Source organism: Bradyrhizobium sp. SZCCHNPS1003 (genome assembly GCF_032381555.1).
In the GTDB taxonomy this organism is placed as follows: domain Bacteria; phylum Pseudomonadota; class Alphaproteobacteria; order Rhizobiales; family Xanthobacteraceae; genus Bradyrhizobium.
Window position 1 is genome coordinate 465,770 of record NZ_JAUHIU010000002.1, and the last position, 14,890, is coordinate 480,659.

Annotated in this window: 15 protein-coding genes; 13 read left to right on the top strand and 2 right to left on the bottom strand. The window is 65.7% G+C overall.

Annotated elements, in window-relative coordinates:
* Positions 1-59 precede the first annotated feature (59 nt).
* From QX126_RS05825 to QX126_RS05870, 10 genes are all read left to right on the top strand, one after another.
* Entirely contained in the window at positions 60-464 is a 405-nt protein-coding gene (locus tag QX126_RS05825) for a DUF4189 domain-containing protein (RefSeq protein ID WP_315737425.1), read from the top strand.
* A gap of 102 nt (positions 465-566) precedes the next feature.
* Positions 567-980: a DUF2000 family protein gene (locus QX126_RS05830; RefSeq protein ID WP_315737426.1), complete on the top strand. Its 414-nt coding sequence runs from the start codon at positions 567-569 to the stop codon at positions 978-980.
* 122 nt (positions 981-1,102) lie between these two features.
* The gene (gene adhP / locus QX126_RS05835; RefSeq protein ID WP_315779819.1) at positions 1,103-2,128 is read left to right on the top strand and encodes an alcohol dehydrogenase AdhP; all 1,026 of its coding nucleotides are present in this window, start codon (positions 1,103-1,105) and stop codon (positions 2,126-2,128) included.
* Between the two features lie 97 nt (positions 2,129-2,225).
* A complete protein-coding gene (locus QX126_RS05840) occupies positions 2,226-3,506 on the top strand; it encodes an alpha-glucosidase/alpha-galactosidase (protein WP_315779821.1) in 1,281 nt (426 codons plus the stop codon).
* Positions 3,507-3,627: 121 nt separating this feature from the next.
* On the top strand, positions 3,628-4,302 hold the full coding sequence (locus tag QX126_RS05845; protein WP_315779823.1) for a TetR/AcrR family transcriptional regulator: 675 nt from the start codon (positions 3,628-3,630) through the stop codon (positions 4,300-4,302).
* Positions 4,299-5,090 carry an efflux RND transporter periplasmic adaptor subunit gene (locus tag QX126_RS05850; RefSeq protein ID WP_315779825.1) on the top strand — a complete coding sequence of 264 codons (792 nt, stop codon included), beginning with the start codon at positions 4,299-4,301 and terminating at the stop codon, positions 5,088-5,090. The genes QX126_RS05845 and QX126_RS05850 overlap by 4 nt, the downstream gene beginning before the upstream one ends.
* Positions 5,087-6,025, top strand: coding sequence for an ABC transporter ATP-binding protein (locus tag QX126_RS05855; protein WP_315779827.1), 939 nt, complete (start codon positions 5,087-5,089; stop codon positions 6,023-6,025). Before QX126_RS05850 ends, QX126_RS05855 begins: the two co-directional genes overlap by 4 nt.
* Complete coding sequence (locus tag QX126_RS05860; RefSeq protein WP_315779829.1) at positions 6,022-7,179, top strand: ABC transporter permease; 1,158 nt, start codon at positions 6,022-6,024, stop codon at positions 7,177-7,179. Before QX126_RS05855 ends, QX126_RS05860 begins: the two co-directional genes overlap by 4 nt.
* A gap of 39 nt (positions 7,180-7,218) precedes the next feature.
* The gene (locus QX126_RS05865; protein WP_315779831.1) at positions 7,219-8,532 is read left to right on the top strand and encodes an adenylate/guanylate cyclase domain-containing protein; all 1,314 of its coding nucleotides are present in this window, start codon (positions 7,219-7,221) and stop codon (positions 8,530-8,532) included.
* A gap of 92 nt (positions 8,533-8,624) precedes the next feature.
* A complete protein-coding gene (locus tag QX126_RS05870; RefSeq protein WP_315779833.1) occupies positions 8,625-10,310 on the top strand; it encodes a tannase/feruloyl esterase family alpha/beta hydrolase in 1,686 nt (561 codons plus the stop codon).
* A gap of 4 nt (positions 10,311-10,314) precedes the next feature.
* Here the strand turns inward: QX126_RS05870 and QX126_RS05875 are convergent, their stop codons facing one another.
* Positions 10,315-10,776, bottom strand: coding sequence for a DUF488 domain-containing protein (locus QX126_RS05875; protein ID WP_315779835.1), 462 nt, complete (start codon positions 10,774-10,776; stop codon positions 10,315-10,317).
* A 15-nt stretch (positions 10,777-10,791) separates the two neighbouring features.
* Positions 10,792-11,616 carry a DUF72 domain-containing protein gene (locus QX126_RS05880; protein WP_315759254.1) on the bottom strand — a complete coding sequence of 275 codons (825 nt, stop codon included), beginning with the start codon at positions 11,614-11,616 and terminating at the stop codon, positions 10,792-10,794.
* A gap of 157 nt (positions 11,617-11,773) precedes the next feature.
* Between QX126_RS05880 and QX126_RS05885 the strand changes: the two genes are divergently transcribed.
* The 3 genes from QX126_RS05885 (at position 11,774) to QX126_RS05895 (ending at position 14,886) form a co-directional block, all read left to right on the top strand.
* The gene (locus tag QX126_RS05885; protein WP_315737437.1) at positions 11,774-11,974 is read left to right on the top strand and encodes a hypothetical protein; all 201 of its coding nucleotides are present in this window, start codon (positions 11,774-11,776) and stop codon (positions 11,972-11,974) included.
* A 264-nt stretch (positions 11,975-12,238) separates the two neighbouring features.
* Positions 12,239-13,372 carry a glycosyltransferase family 2 protein gene (locus QX126_RS05890; protein ID WP_315737438.1) on the top strand — a complete coding sequence of 378 codons (1,134 nt, stop codon included), beginning with the start codon at positions 12,239-12,241 and terminating at the stop codon, positions 13,370-13,372.
* Positions 13,369-14,886: a glycosyltransferase family 39 protein gene (locus QX126_RS05895; protein ID WP_315779837.1), complete on the top strand. Its 1,518-nt coding sequence runs from the start codon at positions 13,369-13,371 to the stop codon at positions 14,884-14,886. Before QX126_RS05890 ends, QX126_RS05895 begins: the two co-directional genes overlap by 4 nt.
* The last annotated feature ends 4 nt before the right edge of the window (positions 14,887-14,890 follow it).

Consider the following 14,890-nt stretch of genomic DNA (forward strand, 5'->3'; position numbering starts at 1 on the left):
ACCAAGTTTCAACGACCCCCGGCTAGATTTGCCGACATTGGGCCTCGGGGGAGGAAAAAGTGATCGCTTCGACTGCTGCGCGCCGTGTCGCGCTGTTTGCATTTGGATTGACCGTTCTCGTCGGCGTTGCGCGCATCGCGAGCTACGGCGCCATCAGCCCGGCGCATGCAGCCGGCGCGTTCGCCATTGGCCGGTGCGCCGCCTATGGCCAGGCGTTCGACTATCCGGCGGAGCATCTCGCCAAGGCTGCGGCGCTCAAGCAGTGCAAGGGCGACTGCACCGCGGTGACGATGAAGAAGGCCTGCGCCGCGTTCGCGGTCGATCTCACCAATCCCTGCGGCGCCCACGGCTATGCTGTTCGGCCGACGATCTCGACCACGCTCAACGAGGCGACCCGGGAATGCTACAAATATGGCGGCAAGGAATGTGTCATCCGCGCCTGGGTGTGCGACGCCAAGGGCTGATCTGAGCCTGATGTCTCTCGTCCGCGCTTTCATTTCGATGCTTCACCTCGAGAGCGGCTCGGCTATTCTGAGCGTTCGATGACATCGAACTCTGGAAGTGACATGCAATTCGACACCAAGATCGCGCTGATCATCCGCAACGATCTCGAGGCGTGGCAGAAGCTCAACGTCGCGGCGTTTCTTTCCAGCGGCATCGCCGCGGCATTTCCCGAATGCATCGGCGCGCCTTATGAGGACGGCTCGGCAACCCTGTATCACGCGTTGATCGGGCAGCCGATCCTGATCTACGGCGCGCCGGATCGTGCAGCGTTGGCGCGTGCTCTGGATCGGGCGCTGTCGCGCAGCGTGAAGCCGGCGCTCTACACCGAGGACATGTTCAAGACCACGCATGACGAGGCCAACCGTGATGCCGTGAAGGCGGTGGCGCGCGCCGATCTCAATCTGGTGGGATTGGCGTTTCGCGCGGAGCGCAAGCTGGTCGACAAGGTCGTCGACGGACTCAAATTTCACGCCTGACAGCCACGGGCACATTGCGCTGTCATCAAACTGTTACTTCATGCAGCGGCGCGGCTTGATGCCGATCAAGACTGGAATACGCCGCCGTCGTTAGTTTGCGCCGCGACATGAGGAGCAGACAGATGCAGACCATGAAAGCCGCCGTCGTCAAAGCCTTTGGCAAGCCGCTGGTCATCGAGGACGTTCCGATTCCTGCGCCGGGGCCGGGCGAGCTTCTGGTCAGGGTGAAGGCGTGCGGCGTCTGCCACACCGACCTTCATGCCGCCTCCGGCGATTGGCCGGTGAAGCCGGTGCCGCCGTTCATCCCCGGTCACGAGGCGGCCGGGATCGTCGCGGCGCTCGGGCCCGGCGTCACCGACTTCAAGGTCGGCGATGCCGTCGGCGTGGCGTGGCTGCACGATGCCTGCCTGCGCTGCGAATATTGCGAGACCGGGTGGGAGACCTTGTGCGAGCACCAGCACAACACCGGCTACAGCGTGAACGGCGGCTTCGCGGAATACGTGATCGCATCCGCGGCGTTCGCTGCGCGCCTGCCGGCCAATGTGGACTTCGCCAGGATCGCCCCGATCCTCTGCGCCGGCGTCACGACCTACAAGGGGTTGAAGGAGACCGACACGCGGCCGGGCGAGTGGGTGGTGGTCTCCGGCGTCGGCGGTCTCGGTCATGTCGCAATCCAGTATGCGAAGGCGATGGGGCTGAAGGCGATCGGTCTCGACATCGCCGAGGACAAGCTGAAACTCGCGCTGGAGGCCGGCGCCGAGCACGCCGTCAACGCGCTCGACAAGGATGCCGTGGAGCGGGTGATCGCAATCACCGGCGGCGGCGCGCATGGCGTGCTGGTCACCGCGGTGTCGACGTCGGCTTTCGCCCAAGCGCTGCACATGGTCCGCCGCAAGGGGACGGTCAGCCTGGTCGGCTTGCCGCCGGGCGAATTCCCGACGCCGATCTTCGATGTCGTGCTGAAGCGCATCACCGTGCGCGGCTCGATCGTCGGCACCCGGCGTGATCTCGACGAGGCCATCGCCTTCGCCGCGGACGGCAAGGTGACGGCCGAGGTGACCTCGGCGCCGCTGTCGGAGATCAACTCCGTGTTCGACCGCATGAAGGCCGGCAAGATCGACGGTCGCGTGGTGCTCGACTTCGGCTGATCAGCAAGACCGATTGACGCGCCGCCGTGCCGAACATTGGGGCGGCGGTTTGATCTGGATCAGGAATGGGGACGCGCGGCGCTGGCACAAATTGTTCATGGCAGCCGTCACCAAGATCGTCTTCCTCGGCGCGAGCAGCGCGTCCTTTGGACTCAGCGTGTTCCGGGACCTGTTTTCGACGCATGATCTCGCGGGTTCTACGCTCGTGCTGGTCGGCCGCGACCCGATCCGGCTTGCCCGGTCGGAAGCACTGGCCCGGCTGCTCAACGACCTCTCCGGCGCCGGCCTCAAGATCGAGGCGACCACGGATTGGCGCGCGGCGCTCGACGGCGCCGGCTTCGTGATCCATGCCACCGCGATTGACCGCAACCGCCTGTGGAAGCTCGATTTCGAGGTGCCGCGCAAATACGGCATCCGTCACACGCTGGGCGAGAATGGCGGGCCGGGCGCATTGTTCTTCACGCTGCGCACCTTGCCGGTCGTATTCGACTTCGTGCGCGAGATGGAGCGGCGCTGTCCGGACGCGCTGCTCATCAACTTCTCCAATCCCGAGAGCCGCATCATCCTCGCGCTGGGGCTTCACAGCCGCCTCGCGCATATCGGCTTGTGCCACGGCATCTTCATTGCGCGCAGCCAGGTGGCTTCCATTCTGGGACTGGCCGAGGAGCGCGTGGAGGTGTGGGGCGCCGGGCTCAACCATTTCCAATGTCTTATGCAGATCCGGGATCGCGACAGCGGGGCCGATCTCTATCCACTGCTCCGCGAAAAGGCTGGGAGCCACGACCCCAAGGTTGCGCCGCTGACGCGGGCGCTGTTGCGCGACTTCGGCTTCTGGCTGGGCTGCGGCGACAGCCATGTCGGCGAGTATCTCGCCTATGGCTGGGAAGCGGGCGAGAGCGGGTACGACTTCGCGTGGGACGAGGCGGAGCGGGCCAAGCTGATCCGGCAGATCGACGAGGTCCTGGCGGGCAGGGCCGGCATGCCGGACTGGTGGCGAATGCCCTCCGGAGAGCGCGCGGTCACCGTGATCGGCTCGGTGTTGCACGATCGGAAGCAGGTCATCGAATCCGGCGTCGTTCTGAACCGTCACGTCATTCCCAACCTGGCTGCCGAGGCCGCCGTCGAAGTGCCCGTTGTCGCGGATCGCGTCGGTATCCATCCGGTGTCGCTGGGCCCGCTTCCAGATGCCGTCGCCAAGCTGATGTCGGTCCAGGTTCAGGTCCAGCAGCTGGCGGTGCAGGCGGCCATGACTGCCTCCAAGGATCTCGCGTTGCAGGCGCTGCTCATCGATCCCGTGGTCAACTCGGCCGCCGCTGCGCGCCAGATCGTGGACGAGCTCTGGGAGATCAATCGGCCTTACATCAGATCCTGTGCGTGATCGCGGCCGGCGTCGTCTGACGGGGGGCCGCGCGCTGTCGGGTACGGCCTCCTGACGCGTGCCGAGACCGGCCTCCGCGAGGCCTCTTTACATTGACTGACCAGTCAGTCATAATTGTCCGATGCCGAAACCTTCGAAATTGTCCGAGCGCAGAGTTCAGGCCGTCAAGACAGCGGACGCGGGAGCTGCCACGTCGCGCCGGGCGGATCGCTCCGCCGAGCGCCGCGCGGCGATCGTGCAAGCGGCGATGGACGAGTTCATTGCCCGCGGTTTCGCGGCGACCCGGCTGGACGACATCGCCAAGCGGGCCGGCGTGGCCAAGGGCACGATCTATCTGCATTTCAAGGACAAGGAATCGATGTTCGAGGAATTGATCCGGACCGCGATCGTGCCCTTCGTCGGCCGTCTTGCCGCGCCGCCGCCGGCCGGCGGCTCGGTGCGCGACATGGTCGAGGGGTTGGCGCGGATGTTCCTCCAGGAGGTCGCCGGCACGCGGCGCGGTGATCTCGTGCGGCTCATCATTTCAGAGGGGCCCCGTTTTCCCGCGATTGCCGACTTCTACTACCGCGAGGTCGTTTCCCGTGGTCTCGCGGCCATGCGCGCCCTGATCCAGATCGGGATCGTCAGCGGTGAGATCCGCGAGCCCAAGCTGGTGCAACATCCGCAACTGATGATCGCGCCGATGATGGTTGCGGTGCTCTGGAAGAGCCTGTTCGAACGACATGCGCCGCTCGACGCCGAAGCGATGCTGCAGACCCATCTCGATCTGATCTTTGGCGCGAGGAGGCCGACATGAGCCTGCTGCACTGCCTTGCCGTGCTGGTCACGGCCTTCACGTTCAACGGCTGCAAGGAGGCGCGCGATCCCGGCTATCAAGGCTGGGTCGAGGCCGACATGATCTTCGTCAGTCCGGACGAAGCGGGCCGGATCACGAAGCTGAACGTGCATGAGGGTGACGTGGTCAAGGTCGGCGATCCGCTCTATTCGGTCGACGACGATCTGCAACAGGCCGATCTCAACCAGACCAAGGCGACACTGGCCAATGCGCAGCAGACCTATGACCGCGCCGCGGCCCTGAGCAAGACGGGCGCGGGGACGCAGGCGACGCTCGACTCCGCCGTTTCGGCGCTGCGCGTCGCCGAGGCCCATCTCGTGACCTCGCAGACGCGGCTGGCAAGGCGCAAGGGCGTGGCGCCGGTCGCGGGCACCATCCAGCAGATCTACTTCCGCGAGGGCGAGATGGTCGCGGCGCAACGGCCGGTGCTGTCGATCATGCCGCCGGGCAACATGAAGCTGCGCTTCTACGTGCCCGAGCCTGATCTGCCGAAACTCGCCATCGGTGACGAGGTCCGCGTCACCTGCGACAATTGCGCTGATGACCTGACGGCACGCGTCTATTTCCTCGCGACCTCAGCGGAATACACACCGCCGGTGATCTACAGCCTCGATGAGCGCAACAAGCTCGTCTATTTGATCCAGGCGCGGCCGTCGCGGCCGGATGCACTGCGCGTCGGCCAACCCGTCAGCATCTATCCGCGTTCCAAGACGCCTGATCCGAAGACCCCGGTGGCGGACAAGCAATGAACGGAACGGGTCCCGCCGAGATCGCGATCGACGTCCAGGGATTGACCAAATCCTTTGACGGCCGCGAGGTCGTGCATGATCTGTCGATGCAGGTGAAGCGCGGCTCGATCTACGGCTTTCTCGGCCCGAACGGCTCGGGCAAGACCACGACCATCCGGATGCTGTGCGGCCTGCTGACACCCGACGGAGGCGAGGGCACCTGCCTCGGCTTCGACATCCGCCGCGATGCCGACAAGATCAAGCGCCTGGTCGGCTACATGACGCAGCGCTTCAGCCTCTATCAGGACCTGTCGGTGCGGGAGAACCTCGAATTCGTCGCGCGCCTCTACGGCATGCCCGATCCGCGCCAGGCCGCGCGCGACATGGTGCAGCGGCTCGGGCTTGCCGGCCGCGAGCGGCAGCTCGCCGGCGAGTTGTCGGGCGGCTGGAAGCAGCGGCTGGCGCTCGGGGCCTGCACCCTGCCGAACCCGCAATTGCTGCTGCTCGACGAGCCTACAGCCGGCGTCGATCCCAAGGCGCGGCGCGATTTCTGGAACGAGATCCACGCGCTCGCCGGCGAAGGGCTGACCGTGCTCGTCTCGACCCACTACATGGACGAGGCCGAGCGCTGCCACGAGATCGCCTACATCGCCTATGGTCATCTGCTGGCGCACGGCACGGTCTCCGAGGTGATCGCGCAATCGGCGCTTACCACATACACGGTGAGCGGCGATGATCTGCGCGAACTCGCGGCTGATCTCACCGGCAAGCCGGGTGTCGACATGGTGGCGCCGTTCGGCACCAGCCTGCACGTGTCCGGCCGCGACCGCAACGCGCTGGACGCCGCGATCGCGTCCTGGCGCAACAAGGCTGATCTGCATTGGCAGCCCGCCGAGCCCTCGCTCGAGGACGTCTTCATCGACCTGATGAACCGCTCACGGGACAACTTCCAATGAGCGACGCGGCCGTCCACCAGGCATCTCCCGAGTCCCGCTTCGGCTTCTGGCGGCGCACCTACGCGATGCTGGTCAAGGAGTTCATCCAGCTCAAGCGCGACCGGGTCTCGTTCGCGATGATCGTGATGATCCCGGTGATGCAGCTGATGCTGTTCGGCTACGCCATCAACACCACGCCGCATCATCTGCCGGCGGCGGTGCTGCTGCAGGAGGACAGCGATCTCGGACGCTCGATCCTGAAGGCGATGGAGAACACCGCCTATTTCCGCTTCACCCGGGAGGTCAGCAGCGTCGCCGAGTTCGACGATCTCCTGCTGTCCGGCAAGGTCCTGTTCGGCGTCGAGATCCCGCGCGGCTTCGAGCGCGCGGTCCGCCGCGGCGACCGGCCGGCCTTGCTCGTTGCGGCCGACGCGACCGATCCGGTCGCGGCGTCATCGGCGCTGTCCTCGCTCGGCATGATCGTGCAGACCGCGCTCGCGCACGATCTCTACGCCGGCAATCCCGTCACGACCCCGTTCGAGATCAGGGCCCACGCGCGCTACAACCCGGCGGCCTCGTCGCGGCTCAACATCGTGCCGGGCCTGGTCGGCACCATCCTGACCATGACCATGCTGATCTTCACCGCGCTCTCGGTGACGCGCGAGATCGAGCGCGGCACGATGGAGAGCCTGCTGTCGATGCCGATCAAGCCGGTCGAGGTCATGCTCGGCAAGATCATCCCCTATGTCATGGTCGGCTTCCTGCAGGCGACGATCATCATCGGCATCGGCGTCCTGCTGTTCGGGGTTCCGATCATGGGCAACCTGCTGCTGCTGGCGCTGCTGTCGACTCTGTTCATCGCGACCAACCTCTCGATCGGCTACACCTTCTCGACCCTGGCGCAGAACCAGCTGCAGGCAATGCAGCTCTCGATGATGTTCTTCCTGCCGAGCATCCTGTTGTCCGGATTCATGTTTCCCTTCCTCGGCATGCCGCAATGGGCGCAAGTGCTCGGTGAATGCCTGCCGCTGACGCACTATCTGCGCATCGTCCGCGCCATCATGCTGAAGGGCTCGACGCTCCAGAACCTGCAGCATGATACGGTCGCCCTGTTCGGTCTCATGCTGTTCGCGATGACGGTCGCCGTCCTGCGCTTCCGCCGCACCCTCGATTGAGGCACAATGGCGGCTGGGAGCAGGAACGGCTGAGGCAAGATGCAGATCGTGGGAGGAGGACAGGCGAACGAAGCGCCGGCGGGAGCGCCGGCCGAGTTCGACCAGGCGCTGATGCGTCAGACGTTGAACACCGAGCTGCTGCGCGTGAGGGCGCTGATCGCCACTGCGGCTCTGTTTCTCGTGATATCGGTGCTGGTCGAAATCTTCGAGCCCAGGATCTCGGAGTGGATCTGGCCGAGCCGGATCGGGGTCCTCTACGTCTACGCGATCATCGTCGCATTCATCAGCTTCGAGACTCTCATCCTGTTCAGGATCAAGGCGGACATCCGCCACGGCCGGGACGTGCCGGTGATCTGGCGCTATGTCAGCGCCCTGGTCGAGACCTCGCTGCCAACGTTCGTCCTCATCCTGCAGATCGAGGGCATCGGCCATGACAAGGCGCTGGGCTTCGGCGTGCCGCTGGTCTATTTCATCTTCATCGTTCTCTCGACGCTTCGTCTCGATTTCTGGCTTTCGAGCTTCACCGGCCTCGTCGCCGCGGTGGAGTTGTTGGCGGTGGCACTGATCGATCGGCCTTCGATCGATCTCAGCCAGAATCCGGAGATCTACTATCACGGTGAGCGCAGTTTCATCATCCTGTTGTGCGGGATGCTCGCCGGTGCCGTCAGCGTGCAGCTGCGACGCCAGTTCGCGGCGAGCATCGAGGCCGCGTCGGCGCGCGACCGGGTCACCGATCTGTTCGGCCAGCACGTCTCGCCCCAGGTCGTCGAGCGCCTGATGAAGGAGGGGACGGCGGAGGCGCGCGACATCCGTGAGGTCGCGGTGATGTTTGTCGATTTCCGCGGCTTCACCGCGGCGGCGCGGTCGAAGACGCCGCAGCAGGTTGTCGATCGCCTCGATGGCGCGTTCGCGGTGCTGGTCGAGATCCTCGAGCGTCATGGCGGCATCGTCAACAAATTCCTCGGCGATGGCTTCCTGGCGCTGTTCGGCGCGCCGTTCGAGTCGCGTGATGCCGCCGTGCAGGCGGTCATGGCTGCGCGCGAGATGGTGGCCGCGATGGAGCGCGTCAACGCGATGTCGTCTTGGCCGCTGCGGATCGGGATCGGTCTTCATCTCGGCGAGGTGGTCGCCGGCAGCATCGGCTCGCCGCGGCGCAAAGAGTACACCGTCATCGGTGACACCGTGAACTTCGCCTCGCGGCTCGAGGCGCTGAACAAGGAGTTCGATTCGCAGCTCCTGATCTCGAGCGAGGTGCGGCAGGCGGCCGGCGACGGGGCGCGCGACGCCGTCTTCCACGGCGCGGTGTCGGTGCGCGGCTACGACCGACCGTTCGAGATCTGGCAATTGCACTGACGCAGGCTCCCCGTCGCGCGATGTCGGAGATTTACATTGGATGGCCTCCGCGTTTAACTGCCCCCAACGAAAAGCATCATCAGGGGGAACGCATGATCCGAACCGGGGCGTCGTTTTTGGCCGCAGCAGGCATCGTGTGCGCAGCCGGCCTGGAGGCGGTGCGGGCTGAGGATGTTGCCTGCAGCAAGGTGACGGCCGAGGTGCTGAAGGTCCCCGGGCTGACCTTGACGGGATCGAAGCTGCAGGAGGCCGCGGACGGGCTGCCGCGGCATTGCATTCTGTCCGGCAAGGTCAATGAGCGCACCGGCGTCGACGGCCATGCGTATGCGATCCAGTTCGAGATGCGGCTGCCGGAGACGTGGAACGGCCGCTTCCTGCACCAGGTCAATGGCGGCAATGATGGCGTCGTGGTGCCGGCGCTCGGCGACAAGGCCGACGGTCTCGTCGGTGGCGGTGTGACGCCGCTCGCCCGCGGCTTTGCCGTGCTGTCGTCGGACAGCGGCCACTCCGGCAACGATCCCGCCAACAAGCCGCGCGGGCTTGCGTCCGGCTCAGCTTTCGGGCTCGATCCGCAGGCGCGCCGCGACTACGGCTATTCGGCCGACATCACGCTGGCGCCGATCGCGAAGGCGATCATCTCGGCGCATTACGGCAGGAAGCCGGACTATTCCTACATCGCCGGCTGTTCCAATGGCGGCCGCCACACCATGGTGGCCGCCGAGCGCATGCCCGAGCAGTATGACGGCTTTCTGGTCGGCAATCCCGGCTTCAACCTGCCGCGCGCTGCCGTGCAGCACGCCTGGGACGTGCAGGCGCTGACCAAGGCCGATGCCGACATCCGCAGGTCGATCACGCGCGAGGATGCCAAGCTGATCGCTTCCAAGATCACGGAGGTCTGCGACGGGCTCGACGGCGCCAAGGATGGGCTGACGGCGAACCTGAAGGCGTGCCAGAAAGCGTTCAATTTCGACAGCCTCCGCTGCGCCGCTGGTGCGACCGAGGCCTGCCTGCCGGCCGCCAAGGTCGATGCTTTGAAGAAAGTCTTCGCGGGTCCCCACAATTCGAAGGGCGAGCCGCTGTATTCCGACTGGCCGGTGGATGGTGGGGTCGGCACCGGCAACTGGCGCGCCTGGAAGGTCGAGAGCCCGGTGGCGCCGTGGAACAACCTTCCGATCATTGCCACCATGGGCGGCGCATCGCTCAACTACATCTTCTCGACGCCGCCGGTCGAGATCGAGGGCTCGCCCGATAAGCTGGTCGAGAAGCTGCAGACTTATGATTTCGACAAGGACGCACCGAAGATCTACGCCAAGGAAGGTCCATTTACCGAGTCTGCGATGGACTTCATGGCCCCGCCCGCGGTCGACAACCCGACCCTGCCGGCGTTCCAGGGCGGCGCGCGCAAGATGCTGATCTATCACGGCCAGGCCGATCCGGTGTTCTCGATCAACGACACCGTCCGTTGGTACGAGAAGCTCAATGCCAATGTGCAGGGCAAGGCCGATACGTTCGCGCGGCTGTTTGCGCTGCCCGGCGAGACCCATTGCGGCGGCGGCGTCACCTTGGAGAAGTTCGATGCGTTGGGCGCGCTGATGGACTGGGTCGAAAAGGGCAAGACGCCGGAGGCGATCACGGCCTCGGTCAATGCGGCCAACAAGGAGCTCCCATCGACATGGAGCCCGCAGCGGACGCGGCCGCTGTGCCCGTGGCCGAAATTCGCCAAATATGTCAGCGGCGACATCGAGCAGGCGTCATCCTTCACCTGCGCGGTGGAGTGAGGCGTCAGACCTGCTGCGCGACCAGGTTCTTCACCTTGACCTGATCGCGGTCCTCGATGATCTCGGCGATCCATTGCCGGTGGCAATGGGCGTGGTCGCGCTCGTAGCAGAGCAGGCAGACGGGACCGGCGCTCTTCACGAGCGAGGCCAGCTCGTCCATCTGCTCCTTCGCCTGCGGCGTCTTCAGATGCGCGCTGTAGATCTTGTGCAGCGTGTCGTAATGGCCGCTGCGGGCGGCCTCGCGGCCCTCCTTCGGCGTGCCGAGCCCGCGCAGATGCACATAGCCGATGCCGCGCTCGTCGAGCCCGGCAGCGAGCTGGCTCTTTGAGAAGCCCGGCCGGCGCGAGGCCGCCACCGCGCGCACGTCGACCAGCAGCTTGACGCCGGCGGCCTGCAACTCATCGAGCACGGCCTTGGCCGGCGTGTGCTCATAGCCGATGGTGAACAGGGTCTTGCTCTTGGCCATCATGCGCCTCCTGCCTCAGCTCACGCGCTCGATGAGCTCCATCGCGCCAGCCGGCGCGCGTACCTTGCCCTCGTGGATGACATAGGCGAACACGTCGCGCGGCATCTTTTTCGTCGGCTTGTCGTCAACCCGTGGCAGGTCGTCCGGTTCGCCGCCGCCGGCCCACAGTTGCAATCGCTTCGCCCAGGCGTCGAGCTGCTTCGGCGGATAGCAGGTCGCAAGCTCGTCATTGCCCTTCTGCAGTCGGGCGTAGACGAAGTCACCCACGACATCGGCGATCGCCGGATATTTGCCGTGCTCGGCGAACACGACCGGCGTTGCAAACTCGCGCAGCAGTGCGACGAAGCCGGGGACGCAGAAACTGTCATGGCGGACCTCGACGACGTGACGCAGCTTGCGGCCGTCGAGCTCGCGCGGCAACAGCTCGAGGAACTTGCCGAAATCGGCCTCGTCGAACTTCTTGGTTGGCGCGAACTGCCACAGCACCGGGCCGAGCCGGTCGCCGAGCTCGAGCACGCCGGTGTCGTAGAAGCGCTTCACGGAATCGCCGGCCTCGGCGAGCACGCGGCGATTGGTGGCGAAGCGCGGCCCCTTCAGCGAGAAGATGAAGCCGTCCGGCACCTCGCGTGCCCACTTGCGGAAGCTCTCCGGCTTCTGCGAGCCATAATAGGTGCCGTTGATCTCGATCGAGGTCAGCTTCGAGGCGGCGTATTCGAGCTCCTTCGACTGCGGCAGCTTGTCCGGATAGAACACGCCCCGCCAGGGCGCGAAGGTCCAGCCGCCGATGCCGATGTAGATGTGGCTCTTGGATTGCGAGGCGCGTGCAGGGGCTTTGCTCACGGATCGATTCCGATGCTGATTGGTGAGGGTGTTGCGGTAGGGAGACGATAGTCAACCGGGCCAGTTCTGACCAGTTCGGCGCTGTTGCGCCGTCACTCTTCCCGTGCTCCGGAGCCTCGTGTATCCAGGGCACGGGCCGGGAAGGGGAGATATGGCAATGAGAGCGGAATCGGTCGGCGGCCTGCTGGGGGCGATTGTCGCCGCTGCCGTGCTTGCGGCAGCCTTCTACTATGTTCCCGTCGGGCCGATGGCCCGTCAGATGCAGCCGGCCAAGGTCGAGGTGCCGCCAACCCCGGTGCAGACGGTTCCGGTGGCTCCGGCCGTGCGCGGACCCGTGGTCCGTGAGGTTCCGAACTAGGCCGGCCGGGGCCCCTTGCAATCCAGCCGAGGCGCCCCATCTTGGTCGGGACGGTGACGTCGAGCTGTAACGGCTCCGGCACCGAGACGACCACGGCAGAGCGGTTGCGCCGGATGTACGCGCACCCTTTGTTTGTGGTCGTTGGCATTTTGGGCCCCTCGCTTGGGAGCGATGCAAGCCGGCACCACAGTCCGGCCTTTTTGGGCCCTCCTTCAGCCGTTGCGCTTGGCAGTGTGGAACGCGGCAGATATACGCATCCGCACCATGAACGATGTCCTCCGACCGGCCATGCCCGCGCCGCCGCAAACCGCTGATATTCCGATCGTTTCGGTGGTCGTCCCGACCTTCAACGAGCGCGACAATGTCACCACGCTGTACCGGCGGCTGGAGGCGGCGTTCAGGGACGTGCCGTGGGAGGTCGTATTCGTCGACGACAACTCTCCGGACGGCACCTGGCAGGTGGTGCGCGAATTGTCGCGCAGCGACAAACGCGTCCGCTGCATCCGCCGGATCGGCCGCCGCGGCCTGTCCGGTGCCTGCATCGAGGGCATCCTGGCCGCCAGTGCGCCCTATGCCGCCGTGATCGACGCCGATCTGCAGCACGACGAGACCCAGCTGCCGAAGATGCTGGCGCTCTTGCAGAGTGGCGCCGCCGAGCTCGTCGTCGGCAGTCGCTACATCGCGGGCGGCAGCGCCGCGAGCTTCGACAGCAAGCGGGCCGGGGCCAGCGCCTTCGCCACCGAGATCGCGCGCCGCGCGCTCAAGGTCGAGGTCAACGATCCCATGAGCGGCTTCTTCATGATCCGCCGCGACCGCTTCGAACAGATCGCGCCGAAGCTGTCGATGCAGGGCTTCAAGATCCTGCTCGACATCATTGCGAGCGCGGAAGGCGGCCTGCGCACCGTCGAGGTGCCCTATACGTTCGGCTCGCGCCTGCATGGCGAGAGCAAGCTCGACTCGATGGTCGCGCTCGACTTCCTCGGCCTCGTGCTGGCCAAGATGACCAACGACGTGGTGTCGTTGCGCTTCCTGCTGTTCGCCATGGTCGGCGGCACCGGCCTCGTCGTGCATCTGGCCACGCTCTTTCTTGGTCTCAATGCGTTCGACATGCCGTTCGCGGAGGCGCAGGCGCTCGGTGCCTTCATCGCGATGACCTCGAACTTCATCCTCAACAACTTCCTCACCTATCGCGACCAGCGGCTGAAGGGCTTTGCCATTCTGCGCGGCCTGCTCGCGTTCTATCTGGTCTGCTCGGTCGGCCTGCTCGCCAATGTCGGCGTCGCCTTCTCGGTCTATGACCAGGAGCCGATCTGGTGGCTGGCGGGCGCGGCCGGCGCGCTGATGGGCGTGGTCTGGAATTACGCGATCTCCGGATTGTTCGTCTGGCGCAAGCGATGACCTCTGCGGCAGGCGCCGACGACGCCCGGCTGGTCCGCAATGTCTGGCTGACCATCACAGGCCTCGTCGTGCTCCGGCTGATCGCCGCCGCGGTCACGCCGATCACCTTCGACGAAGCCTATTACTGGATGTGGTCGAAGCATCTCGCCGGCGGCTACTACGACCACCCGCCGATGGTTGCGGTCGTGATCCGGCTGGGCATGCTGATCGCAGACGACAGCGAGCTCGGCGTGCGGCTGGTCTCGATCCTGCTCGGCCTGCCCATGAGCTACGCGGTGTACCGCACGGCCGAGATCCTGTTCGGCAGCGTGAGGGTTGCGGCGACTGCGGCGCTGCTGCTCAACGTCACCTTGATGGCTGCGGTCGGCACCCTGATCGTGACGCCGGATGCGCCGCTGCTGGTGGCCTCCAGCTTCGTGCTGTTCTTCTGCGCCAAGGTTCTGGAGACCGGCCGGGGCGTCTGGTGGCTTGCGGTCGGTGCCGCGGTCGGTGCCGCGCTGCTGTCGAAATACACGTCGCTGTTCTTCGGTGCGGCGATCCTGATCTGGCTGGTCGCCGTGCCGAAGCTGCGGCACTGGCTGGCCTCGCCCTGGCCCTATCTCGGCGGCGTCCTGGCGTTCGCGATCTTCTCGCCGGTGATCCTGTGGAATGCCGATCACCAGTGGGTGTCGTTCATCAAGCAGCTCGGCCGCGCCAGGGTCGAGGAGGTTCGTCCGGTCTACATCGCCGAGATCATCCCGACGCAGTTCGCCTTCGCCACGCCGCTGGTCTTCATCCTCGGCGTGATGGGCCTCTATGGGTTGGCCCGGCGCAGGGCAGCGGACGCGGCGGCCCGCGTCCTGATTGAGGCCATGGTCTGGGTCATCGTCGCCTATTTCGCGTGGCATTCGCTGCATGCCCGCGTCGAAGCCAACTGGTTCGCGCCGATCTATCCGGCCTTCGTGGTGGCTGCCGCTGCGGCGGCCCGTCTTGTCGCCTGGTCCCCGCGCGAGCAGCGCACGGCGGACTTTTGCCTGCGCTGGGCCGTGCCCGCCGGCGTCGTGATGTTCGTCGCGCTGATCGTGCAGGCCAACACGGGCCTGCTGTCCGGTTATCGGCGCGATGCCACCGTCCGCAGCGTCGGCGTCGGCTGGCGCCCCCTGGCTGCCGAGATCGAGGCAGCGCGCGTGCGCGCCGGCGCCTCCTGCGTGCTGGCGATGGATTATGGCACCACCGCCTGGCTGTCGTTCTATCTTCCGTCCGGGACCTGCGTGCTGCAGCCGATCCAGCGCATCCGCTGGGTCAATTTTCCGGAGCCGGATCCGGCGCAGTTGGCGGGCACGCAGCTGCTCGTGGACGAGGTCCAGATCGCATCGCGGTTCTACGTCAGCAATACATTCGGCCGCGTCGAGAAGATCGGCGAGGCCGAACGCAGGCGTGGACCTTTGACCATCGAGACCTATGCCTTCTATGCGCTGAGCGAGCCCAAGCGGGAGGTGCTCGACCGCACCCCGCCGCCGGAGCTGCAGCGCTGACGCC